General features: G+C 62.9%; 11 protein-coding genes and 1 pseudogene. 4 read left to right on the plus strand and 8 right to left on the minus strand.

Annotated features, from left to right (window positions below; genetic code table 11):
* The first annotated feature begins 58 nt into the window (after nt 1-58).
* Nucleotides 59-673: a dimethylsulfonioproprionate lyase family protein gene (locus LB513_RS10095; protein WP_224663325.1), complete on the plus strand. Its 615-nt coding sequence runs from the start codon at nt 59-61 to the stop codon at nt 671-673.
* Complete coding sequence (locus LB513_RS10100) at nt 673-2,145, plus strand: cobyric acid synthase (protein ID WP_224663326.1); 1,473 nt, start codon at nt 673-675, stop codon at nt 2,143-2,145. Before LB513_RS10095 ends, LB513_RS10100 begins: the two co-directional genes overlap by 1 nt.
* A gap of 74 nt (nt 2,146-2,219) precedes the next feature.
* On the opposite strand, the gene LB513_RS10105 is transcribed toward LB513_RS10100, so the two are convergent.
* On the minus strand, nt 2,220-2,390 hold the full coding sequence (locus LB513_RS10105) for a hypothetical protein (RefSeq protein ID WP_224663327.1): 171 nt from the start codon (nt 2,388-2,390) through the stop codon (nt 2,220-2,222).
* A gap of 52 nt (nt 2,391-2,442) precedes the next feature.
* Nucleotides 2,443-3,228: a TSUP family transporter gene (locus tag LB513_RS10110; RefSeq protein WP_224663328.1), complete on the minus strand. Its 786-nt coding sequence runs from the start codon at nt 3,226-3,228 to the stop codon at nt 2,443-2,445.
* Between the two features lie 127 nt (nt 3,229-3,355).
* On the opposite strand from LB513_RS10110, the gene LB513_RS10115 reads away from it, so the two are divergent.
* Nucleotides 3,356-3,787 (plus strand): TerB family tellurite resistance protein, encoded by a 432-nt coding sequence (locus LB513_RS10115; RefSeq protein ID WP_224663329.1) that lies wholly within the window; start codon nt 3,356-3,358, stop codon nt 3,785-3,787.
* A gap of 27 nt (nt 3,788-3,814) precedes the next feature.
* On the opposite strand, the gene LB513_RS10120 is transcribed toward LB513_RS10115, so the two are convergent.
* The 5 genes from LB513_RS10120 to LB513_RS10140 form a co-directional block, all read right to left on the minus strand.
* On the minus strand, nt 3,815-5,437 hold the full coding sequence (locus tag LB513_RS10120) for an ABC transporter ATP-binding protein (RefSeq protein ID WP_224663330.1): 1,623 nt from the start codon (nt 5,435-5,437) through the stop codon (nt 3,815-3,817).
* Complete coding sequence (locus tag LB513_RS10125; RefSeq protein WP_224663331.1) at nt 5,434-6,303, minus strand: ABC transporter permease; 870 nt, start codon at nt 6,301-6,303, stop codon at nt 5,434-5,436. Before LB513_RS10125 ends, LB513_RS10120 begins: the two co-directional genes overlap by 4 nt.
* The gene (locus LB513_RS10130) at nt 6,300-7,247 is read right to left on the minus strand and encodes an ABC transporter permease (protein ID WP_224663332.1); all 948 of its coding nucleotides are present in this window, start codon (nt 7,245-7,247) and stop codon (nt 6,300-6,302) included. The genes LB513_RS10125 and LB513_RS10130 overlap by 4 nt, the downstream gene beginning before the upstream one ends.
* Nucleotides 7,248-7,512: 265 nt before the next feature.
* The gene (locus LB513_RS10135) at nt 7,513-8,988 is read right to left on the minus strand and encodes an ABC transporter substrate-binding protein (RefSeq protein WP_224663333.1); all 1,476 of its coding nucleotides are present in this window, start codon (nt 8,986-8,988) and stop codon (nt 7,513-7,515) included.
* Nucleotides 8,989-9,125: 137 nt separating this feature from the next.
* Nucleotides 9,126-10,406 (minus strand): acetylornithine deacetylase/succinyl-diaminopimelate desuccinylase family protein, encoded by a 1,281-nt coding sequence (locus LB513_RS10140; protein ID WP_224663334.1) that lies wholly within the window; start codon nt 10,404-10,406, stop codon nt 9,126-9,128.
* 216 nt (nt 10,407-10,622) lie between these two features.
* Between LB513_RS10140 and LB513_RS10145 the strand changes: the two genes are divergently transcribed.
* A complete protein-coding gene (locus LB513_RS10145) occupies nt 10,623-11,051 on the plus strand; it encodes a L,D-transpeptidase (protein WP_224663335.1) in 429 nt (142 codons plus the stop codon).
* Between the two features lie 6 nt (nt 11,052-11,057).
* Here the strand turns inward: LB513_RS10145 and LB513_RS10150 are convergent.
* A pseudogene (locus tag LB513_RS10150) lies at nt 11,058-11,195 on the minus strand (IS630 family transposase); the annotation flags it as partial.

Consider the following 11,195-nt stretch of genomic DNA (forward strand, 5'->3'; position numbering starts at 1 on the left):
ATGGCGTCGCGCAACCCGAGCCGCGGCGGAGTGGATGTGCGCCAACCCGGAGCGCGATGTGACGACAAGTTTCGACGAATTGCTGGGCCGGTTCCGTGCCTATCTCGCTTCCGTGGACGATGCCATGGTGCGCGATGTGGTGGCGCGCATCGGCTGGGAGGCGCCAAGCCGCTCGCTCGAGCCGCATCCACTCGCCTGCCTTCGCCATCTCGATCGTGCAGCCGCGGTCGCGTCGCCCGATGCAAAGAAGCTGGTGCGATGGGTGGCGCAGCGATGCGACGAATTGCATTGGGGGCAGACCTATACGGAGGCGGATTTCAGCAAGCGCTTCGTCGACAATTATGGCTGGCTGGAAGTACTGGGCACCAGAGGTCATTTCGCCAATGACGAGTTTGCGGCCGGCCTTTTGATCCTGGGGCCCGACATTGTTTACCCCGATCACCACCATGTCGCCGAGGAGATCTATATTCCACTGACCGGCGGCACCGAGTGGCGGATGGGCGAGGGCGCGTTTCGCCGGCGGGACGCCGGCGAGGTCGTGCACCATGCTTCCAACGTCAATCACGCCATGCGAACCGGCGAGGAGCCACTTGTAGCCCTTTACGTCTGGCGAGGCGGGCCGCTGGCGCAGAAATCCACGATCACCGGAACCGCGACGCAGGACCGTTCCTGATGGCCAAGGCGATCATGCTGCAAGGCACGGGTTCGGATGTCGGCAAGACGGTGCTGGTGGCGGGGCTGTGCCGGGCCGCCAGGAACCGCGGGCTCAACGTGCGTCCATTCAAGCCGCAGAACATGTCCAACAATGCCGCCGTTGCCAACATAGAAGGCGGCGACAATGCCGGCGGCGAGATCGGCCGCGCGCAGTGGCTGCAGGCGATCGCCTGTGGCGTCGCGCCGTCCGTGCACATGAATCCGGTGCTGCTGAAACCCCAGACGGATATCGGCGCCCAGGTCATCGTCCAGGGCAAGGTGTTCGGCGAGGCCCGTGCGCGCGACTACCAGGCGCTCAAGGGTCGGCTGATGGAAGCCGTGCTCGATTCCTGGGCGAAGGTCGGCGAGGGTGCTGATCTCGTCATCGTCGAGGGCGCCGGTTCGCCGGCCGAGATCAACCTTCGCAGCCGCGACATCGCCAACATGGGTTTTGCCACGCGCGCCGATGTGCCGGTGGTGCTGGTTGGCGACATCGACCGAGGCGGTGTCATCGCCTCGGTCGCCGGCACGCATCTGATCCTGCCGGAAGAAGATCGGCGCATGATCGTCGGCTATCTCATCAACAAGTTCCGCGGCGATGTTTCGCTGTTCGATGACGGCCTGAAAGCCATCGAGAGGTTCACGGGCTGGCGCTGCTTCGGCGTCGTGCCATGGCTGAAGGCGGCGGCGCGATTGCCTTCGGAGGATTCGGTCGTGCTGGAACGGCTTGCATCCGGTGAGGCGCGGGCGCTGAAAGTCGCTGTGCCGATGCTTGGCCGTATCGCCAATTTCGACGATCTCGACCCGCTCAAGGCCGAACCGCAGGTCGAGGTCGTCTTCGTGCCGCCGGGAAAGCCGCTGCCAGCCGATGCCGGTCTGGTGGTCATTCCAGGGTCCAAGTCGACCATCGGCGATCTTTTGAAGTTTCGGGAAAATGGCTGGGACCGCGATCTTCTTGCCCACCGCAAGCGCGGCGGCCATGTGGTCGGCATTTGCGGCGGATACCAGATGCTGGGCCGTATCGTGCGCGATCCCGACGGAATCGAGGGCAGCGTCACCGAGGCAGACGGGCTCGGCCTGCTAGACGTCGAGACGGTGATGGAGGCGGAAAAGACCGTGCGCAACATCAGTGCGCGATCCGTGCCGTTCGACCTGCCGCTGGACGGCTATGAAATCCACCTCGGCCGCACCACGGGACCAGACACCGCACGGCCGTCGGCAATCATCAATGGGGCCGAGGACGGAGCGATCTCCGCCGATGGCAAGGTGATCGGCACCTATCTCCACGGACTGTTCGGCGCCGATGCATTTCGTGGCAAGTTCCTCGAGAGCCTCGGCATCAAGGGCGGCGGCATCGACTATCGCGCCGAGGTCGAGCGAGCGCTCGATGAGGTTGCGGTCGGACTGGAGACCCATCTCGACTGCGATGCGATTTTTTCGCTTGCGCGTTAGGATCGCTGCATTGTCCGCACCAAAAGCGCCCGGCCTCTAACCGGGCGCTTCGTGTTAAGCCTGGATTTAAGGTGCTACGCGCCGCGCATCAGGCAGCCAATGGCCAGCACGACGAAAGCGATGGTGACGATCCATACCGAGGCGACTGGGATAAATGCGAGAACCCCAAGTGCCGCGAGAACGCCGATAATGGCGATAACAACAGAAATAATGAAAACGATCTGGGTAGGTGCGCTGAGATTCATGACTGGCTCCTCCGACATGATTCGAACATCGGTATTCTATCAGTGGCCGTGATCACACACCAATCATGACGCGCATCGGGTTGGCGGGATCGGCCAGTAGCTTTACGGCAAGCGCCAGGCAGACAATCACCAGCAACGGCTTGATCAGCCGTGCGCCGATGCGCATGGCCAGGCTGGCCCCGACACGCGCGCCGAGGAATTGGGCGATCCCCATCATCAGGCCGATCTTCCAATAGACGACGCCATAGGCGGCGAAGACAATAAAGCCCCCCAAATTGGACGCGAAATTGAGCAGTTTCGTATGTGCCGTCGCCTTCAGCACGCCGTAGCCGGCCAGCGCCACGAAGGCCAGCATGTAGAAGGAGCCGGCACCCGGACCGAACAGCCCGTCGTAGAAGCCGATGGCCGGAACAAGGGTCAGTCCGAACAGGAAAGGCGACAGGCGCTCGGTACGATCAATGTCGTTCATGTTGGGCTTCAACGCGAAATAGAGGGCGATGGCGATAAGCACGATCGGCAACACCGCGCGCAGGATATCGCCCGGCACGACCGTTGCCAGCAGGGCGCCCACGGCACCGCCGACGAGTGCCAGCAGCGCCGACGGCAACTGTCGGCGCAGGTCGACATGCCCTTTCGACGCGTAGTGGATGGTCGCCGAAGCCGAGCCGAACATGCCCTGCAATTTGTTCGTCGCAAGCGCCTGCACCGGCGTAAAGCCGGCAAGGAGCAAGGCGGGCACCGTGATCAGTCCGCCGCCGCCCGCGATCGAATCGACAAAGCCCGCGGCAAAGGCGGCGAAGGCGAGCATGACGACGGTGTGGGTGGCGAGATCGAACATCGGATCGATGGAGCAATGGGGTGGTGACGATGGCGGGCATCGCGCGATCGGAAGGTTCGATCACGCCAATCCGGTTTGCGCAAGACCGATTTCGCGCTACGTATGAGCGAATCGGAAAGGGACCGTGATGGCGTTCGCACTGCTGAACCAGATACGCTCTATCTTCGATGGCGACCCGGGCGTGCGCAAGGTGGCCGACGATCCCGTCCTGTCGGCGGAACTCCTGATGCTTTTCCGCATGATCCTGGCCGACGGTTCGGTCAGCGAGAGCGAGATGATCGCCTTTCGGCGCATCTGCAGGGATGCCTTTGGCATACCGGAAACAAGCATCGACAGCGTCATCGATTATCTCAACGAGTTCGGCTACGAGACCAATGGCTCGCAGGCCATAGCGCTGTTCCGTGACCTCGACCTGGACCGACGTAAACAACTGGCCCTCCATATGGCTGAGATCGCCAAGGCGGATTCGCACCTGGCCGACAGCGAGGTGCGCCTGCTTCGCCGCACGCTCGAGCTGCTCGACATCAGCCCGGTCGATGGCGTGAAGCGGGAAGACTAGCAACGAGCCGCTTCGGGAAGCGTTCGCTCAGCCCTGTTCGCGCAGGCGCCGCGCAATCGCGACGCGCAGATCCGGAGCCGCGGCGACAAGAGCCCGCGCAGCGTCCGACCGCGGATGACCGAGAACCTCGCTTGTTTTGCCGCGCTCGACAATCTTGCCGCAATGCATGACCAGTACCTCGTCCGAAATGGCGCGAGCGACGGTAAGGTCATGGGTGATGAAGAGGTAGGCGATGCCGTGTCTGCGGTTGAGCTCTGCGAAGAGATCAAGAATCTGGGCGCGGATCGAAACGTCCAGCGCCGACACCGGCTCGTCGGCGACAATCAGCTTGGGCCGAGTGATGATGGCACGCGCGATCGACAGGCGCTGGCGCTGGCCACCTGAGAATTCGTGCGGATATTTGTCGAGGTCGCGCTGGTCGAGCCCGACTTCGTGCAGAGCATGCGCCACCATCTCGCGGCGCTCGGCGCGCGACAGTTTCTTATCCAGCACGTGCAGGGGCTCGGCGACCAGTCTTTCGACTTTCTGGCGCGGGTCGAAGGAACCGTAGGGGTCCTGGAAGACGACCTGCATGTCGCGCCTGACCGGCTTCAACTCGGCTTGCCTCTTGCCAGTGATGGTTTCACCGCGGAACCGGATCGTGCCCGAACTCGGCCGATCGAGCGCCAGGATCATACGCGCAAGCGTGGACTTGCCGCAGCCCGAGCGTCCCACCAGCGCCACCGATTGCCCGGGCGCCATCGACAGGGAAACATTGTCGACGGCGCGTGTGTCGGGCGCGCGGCTGAACAGCGAGACGCGGCGGCCTGGATAGTCGCGCGTCACGCCGTCGACCTGGAGCAGGGGCTGGCCCGCGGCCCCGCCATGCGGCCTGGCGCGCTCCGGCACATGCATTGAGGCCTGTGCCAACTGGCGCGTATACGGGTGGAGTTGTTCGGAGAGCGTGCGCGCCGTGTCGCCGGATTCCATCACTTCGCCATGGCGCAGGATGGTGATGCGGTCGGCCATCTCGGTGACGACTGCAAGGTCATGCGAGATCAATAGCAGGCCCATGCGGCTCTCGGCGACGAGATCACGCAACAGGTCGAGGATCTGCGCTTGCAGCACGACGTCGAGCGCCGTCGTCGGCTCGTCTGCGATGAGCAGTTTCGGCTTCAATGCGCAGGCGATGGCGATGACGACGCGCTGACGCTGGCCGCCCGAGAGTTGATGCGGATAGCGAGACAGCGGGAATTCCGCCTCCGGCAGGCCGACGCGGTCCAACATCTTTCGGGCACGCTCTTCCGCTTCCGCGCGCGTGACTTTGGTGTGCCAGCGTATGCCCTCGGCCACCTGTTCGCCGATCGTCTTGACCGGATTGAGCGCGGTCATCGGCTCCTGGAACACCATGCCGATATCGGCGCCGCGCAGGGCGCACATCTGGTCCTCTCTTGCGGCGAGGATGTCGATGCCGTCGAATGTGACGCGCCCGGTGGCGCGCGCGGCGTAGGGCAGGAGCCGCATCAGCGTCAGTGCCGTCATCGACTTGCCGGAGCCTGATTCACCCACCAATCCCACGACCTCGCCGCTCGCGACGGATAGCTCCACTTCCCTGAGGATCGGCGCGTCGCCGATGGATAGCGACAGGTTCTTAATTTCGAGCAGGCTCATCGGCGCCGCCGCGATTTCGGATCAAGAATATCGGCAATGCCGTCACCCAGAAGATTGAGGCCCAGTACGCTGATGACGATCGCCATGCCCGGAAAGATCGCCATCCATGGCGCCACGACCATGCGAGTCTGGGCGTCGAACAGCATCCGCCCCCAGCTGGGCAAAGGCGGCTGCGCGCCCAGGCCCAGATAGGACAGCCCGGCTTCGGCCAGGATGGCCAGGGCGAACTGGATGGTGCCCTGCACGAGGAGCAGCGTGGCGATGTTGGGTAGCACGTGCTCGACAGTGATCTGAGTGCTGGTCTTGCCGGCGGCGCGAGCGGCCAGGATGAACTCGCGCGGCCAGATGGCCAGCGCGCCGGCGCGGGCGACGCGGGCAAAGACCGGGATGTTGAAGATGCCGATGGCGATGATGGCGTTGACGGCGCCCGGCCCGAAGATGGCCGTGATCATGATGGCCGACAGAAGGGCGGGGAAGGCGAAGACGAGATCATTGATGCGCATCAGCACCTCGTCGACAAGGCCGCCGCGCGCTGCAGCAAACGCGCCGAGCGGCACGCCGATACCCATGCCGATGCCGACCGCGATTAGCGCCACGGCGATGGAATTGCGGGCGCCGACCATGATCATCGACAGGATGTCGCGACCGAAATGGTCGGTGCCGAACCAATGCGCCGCTGAGGGCGCCTGGATCTTGTCCGATATGACCAGTCTGGTGACGTCGTAAGGCGTCCAGAAATAGGAGACGATCGCCGTCGCCAGGACCAGTATGGTGATGACGAAGCCGGCCACGAAGGCGCCGTTGCGGAATGACCTGGCAAGGATGCCAGTGACGGTCTCCCGAGGAATGTCCGGGTGCACCGTCACTGCCGGTTTCTCAGGCGCGGGTCGATGATCGCATAGGAAAGGTCGACGATGAGGTTGACGGCGATGACCGCCGCGACCAGCAGCATGACGACGCTTTCCACCACGATCAGGTCGCGCTGGGTGATGGCCTGGAACACCAGCCTGCCGAGGCCGGGCAGGTAGAAGACATTCTCGATGATGATCGTGCCGGCAAGCAGGAAGGCGAATTGCAGGCCAAGGATGGTCAGCACCGGGATCATCGCATTGCGCAATGCGTGCCGCCATAGGACCGCGCGGTAGGGCAGGCCTTTGGCACGCGCCGTGCGGATATAGTCCTCGTTGAGCACCTCGATCAGCGCCGAGCGGGTGACGCGGGCCAGGATCGCGGCCTGCGGCAGGGCAAGCGCCAAGGCCGGCAGCAGAAGGGATCGCAGCGCCTGCCAGGCGCCGGCACTCCAGCCCGGGAATCCGCCTGCCGGGACAAGGCGCAGCCAGACTGCAAAGACATAGATCAGCATCAGGGCGAACCAGAAATTCGGAATGGCGACGCCAAGCTGGGCGGTGCCCATCGCCAGCGTGTCACCGGCGCGTCCGCGACGGCCGGCGGAAAACAGGCCGACCGGGATAGCGATGACGGTCGAGAGGGCAAGCGCGATGAGCGCCAGGGGCAGCGATACGGCGAGCCGCTCGCGCACGAGATCGATGACCGGCACCGAATAGGTGTAGGAGCGGCCGAAATCCAGGCTAAGCAATCCGCCCGCCCAGTGCAGGTAGCGCCACGGCAGCGGCGCGTTCAAGCCCATCTGGTCGCGCAAGAGTTGCAGCTGGTCGGCGCTGGCGTTCATGCCCAGCATCAGCCGCGCGGGATCACCGGGGAGGATTTCGAGCACCGCGAACACCACCATAGAGGCGAGAACCAGCGTGGCGATGGCGGTGGCCAGGCGCTTTGCAACGTAGGCGCTCATCGGGGGTTAGGGGACGATGTTGGGGCTTGCGCGATATTGTATAGCGTGCTGGCCGGACAAAGATCGCGTTCCGGCCCGCCCCCCTCTGTCCTGCCGGACATCTCCGCCGCAAGGGGGGCGATTGAGCTCACATTGGTCCTTTCGCCTATCGCCAACGCTGTATGGTTGTCGGTGGCGCGGAAGCTGCCGATCTCCCCCCTTGCGGGGGAAATGCCAGGCAGGGCAGAGGGGCGTGGCACGGAGCGCAAGCGTTTAGCCAGCCGCCTCATTCGCTCCACTTCACCTTGGTCAAATCATTGGCCTGGATCGGCGCATTTTCCCACAGGCCTTGGAGTTTGGCGTCCCAGACGCCGACCTTGGGTAGCTCGTAGAGGAAGCCTACCACGGCGTCGTCGGCCAGGATCTTTTGGGCTTGTCCCAGCAACACCTTGCGCTTGGCTTCGTCGGAAGTAAGGTTCAGGTCGGCGATGACCTTATCAAAGGCCGGATTGTCGTAATTGAAATAATAGTCCTTGCGGGAATAGATATCGATGTCGTTGGGCTCGGTGTGCGAAACGATGGTCAGGTCGTAGTCCTTCTTGGCAAACACCTGGTCCAGCCATTGCGCCCATTCGACGGGGATGATTTCCAGATCGATGCCGACGTCGCGCAGCTGCGACGCGATGATTTCGCCGCCAAGCCGGGCATAGGAGGGCGGGGGCAGTTTCAGCGTGGCCTTGAAGCCGTTCTCGACACCCGCCTCCTTGAGAAGCTGCTTGGCCTTGGCCAAATCATGCGGGTAGCGGCCGGTCAGGTCGACATAGTCCTTGCTGGCCGGCGACATGTGCGAGCCGATCGGCAGGCCGAGGCCGGCCGAGGCGCCATCGATGATCGCCTTGCGGTCGAGCGCGTAGGAGATGGCCTGCCTGACCTGCAGCTTGTCGAAGGGGGGCTTCTTGTTGTTGATCGAGAGGATGGTCTCACCTTCGGTCGAGCCGATCACCACCTTGAAACGCGGATCGTCCTTGATCTGGGCGACACTGTCGGGGTCGAAGAACGGAAAGGCCTGGATATCGCCTGAGAGCAGCGCCGGCACGGCGGCGGCGGCATCGGGCACGATGCGGAACTCGGCCTTGTCGAGAAACGCCGGAGTACCCCAGTAATCATCGGATTTCACCAGGGTGATCGACGATCCCTTGGCCCAGGACTGGAATTTGAATGGTCCGGTACCGATGGGCTTTTCCTTGTTGGTGCCGGCTGACTCGGCCGCTACGATCACCGCGTCGCCCCAAGCCATATTGTAGGGGAAGGAGCCCTGCGCGTTCCTGAGCGTGACCTGCACGGTGGCGGGATCGACCACATCGACCTTGTCGATGGCCGCGAACAGGTTTTTTTGCGCATTGACCGAATTGTCGGCGCGGGCGCGGTCCAGCGAAAATTTCACGTCACTGGCGTCGAAGTCCGTTCCGTCGTGGAATTTCACCCCCTTGTGCAGCCTGAACGTATAGGCTTTGCCGTCGTCGGAAACGGTCCAGCTTTCGGCCAGATCCGGCAGCACCTCGCCGTTCGGGCCAATGCGGGTCAGGCCTTCGAACACATTGGCGTAGAGGACCTCGTCGATGGCGGCGGCCGCGCCGGCCGTCGGATCGAGGTGCGGCGGTTCCAGCGGAATTCCTATGACGAGGTCGGCGCGCGCGGCGAACGCCGCATCTGCGGAGAGCGACAAGACGGCGGCGGCCAGGATGGTTTTCCAAATTCTCATCGCGCAACTCCATATGCTCGAGGCGGTCGGATAGAAGCGTTATTTCGCCGAGGAGTAAATTGCGTTTCGTGCTGCGCGGTCACCACCGGGGAAATGTTTTTCCGCTTCGGCCGCAGGAGGCGCGGCCGCTCTTCTGATCAGCCGGTGGCCGTGCCCCGCAACAATACGTTCAACCCGATCGCCATCACCTTGGCCGATTCGATCATGTCCGAAATCCCGACCCATTCGTCCGGCCGGTGGGCGAGGTCGAGAATGCCAGGGCCATAGGCTATGCAGTCGTATATGTGCCCTATGCGGGCAATATGCTTCTGGTCGTAGGTGCCGGGCGAAATGACATATTCCGGCTCACGATCGAAAACTGCCATGATACCCTGCGCAACCGCCTTTACGACCGGCGCGTCGCGCTCGGTCATCAGCGGCAGCACTTCCATGATGTCGCGGATTTGGTAGTCGAACTTCTTGCGCTCACGTTTCAGCCGGTCAAGGATTGCGGTCACCTCGCTCTTCACCGTGTCCAGCTTCTCCTCCAGCAGGAAGCGTCGGTCGATGGTCAGCCGGCATGAATCGGGGACGTTGGGCGAGGGCAGGCCGGGCCGGAAATCCTCCGTCTGGCCGCCATGGATCGAGTTGATGTTCATGGTCGAGCGTCTTGCCCCTTCGGGCACGACCGGCATGCGGGTCATTTTGCGGTCGAGCGCTGGGAACAATTCCTCCTCGAAGGCGTGCAGCACCGCACCCATATGACGCACCGCATTGTCCCCGAGGAACGGCATGGAGCCATGCGCGATCTCGCCCTTGGTCTCGATCTCCGCCCACCACACGCCGCGATGACCAAGGCAGATGCGATCCTTGTTGAGCGGTTCGGGGATGATGACGTGGTCCACCCGGGGCTTCGAGAAATAACCGAGACCGGCAAGGTGGGCGACGCCACCGAAGCCACCGGATTCCTCGTCGACGGTGCCGGATATTTCGATTGCGCCGGGAAAGTCCGGGAAGACTTCCATGAAGGCTTCGGCAGCGATGATCGAGGCCGCAAGTCCGCCCTTCATGTCGCAGGCGCCACGCCCGTGGACCTTGCCGTCCTTCACAATGCCGGCAAACGGATCGAGGCTCCATCCTTCGCCGGCTTCGACGACGTCGATATGCGAATTGAAGTGGACGCAGGCTCCGGGAGAGCGCCCATCGAAACGGGCGACGACATTGATACGCGGATAGCGGTCGGTATCGCCCGGCGTGCCTTCGGCGCGGATGAACTCGGTTTCGAAGCCACGCTTGCTTAGTCGGGCCGCGATATATTCGGCGCATGGCCGGTAGGCGTCCCCAGGCGGGTTGATGGTGGGGAATCGGATCAGATCAGCGGTCAGTGCGGCGACTTCATCGCGCCTTCCATCGATGATTTGCAGCAGCCGGTCATTCATGCGTGTGAGTTGAGCAGCGATCGCCGCTGTTTTGCAAGTGTCATCGGACCAGCGGCACGACGTGTCGTCGCGGCAACTATCGCGCGAAATCGTTCAAATTCGCTGCTTTGGATTGGCGAATTGGTCAAGGACTGTGTGTTAGCGAGTTCTCCTGCCATCAAAAAAATGAAAGACAGGATGGGGGCAGGCAAGGGCAATCAAAGGGGGTTTGATCGCATGAAGAAGACAATTCTAATAGCCATCGTGTTCGTCACGATGCTGCTCGGTACTTCTGGGCAGAGCGGGGCGGCCAGCCTCGTCGCAAATATAGATGTGTCGTCGCAGACCATGACCGTCAGATATGGTTTGTCCGTTTATCGATGGAGTGTCTCCACAGCGCGTCCCGGCTATTTCACCCCGCGTGGGAGTTACAAGCCGCAGCGAACCGCGCGCATGTGGTATTCGCGCAAATATCACATGTCGCCGATGCCCTATTCCGTGTTCTTCCACGGCGGCTACGCCATCCACGGAACGGGCGCCGTCAGGCAGCTTGGCAGGCCGGCCTCGCATGGCTGCGTGCGGTTGCACACTGCCAACGCCGCGGCCTTCTACGCCATGGTGCGGGAAGTGGGTTTCGGCAACACGCGGATCGTGGTGACGAACTAGAGCGTTTCACGTTTTGACGGAAGCGTATCCTGCGTTTTCAAAGTAGTTCCTGCATTCGGTTGCCTCAATGGTTTCGACGAGGTGGCCGATGTGGCGCCAGGTGTCCTCGACGCTGCGTTTCTGAGCTTGGCGCATCCAGTGCTT

Source organism: Mesorhizobium sp. ES1-1, assembly GCF_020164785.1.
In the GTDB taxonomy this organism is placed as follows: domain Bacteria; phylum Pseudomonadota; class Alphaproteobacteria; order Rhizobiales; family Rhizobiaceae; genus Mesorhizobium.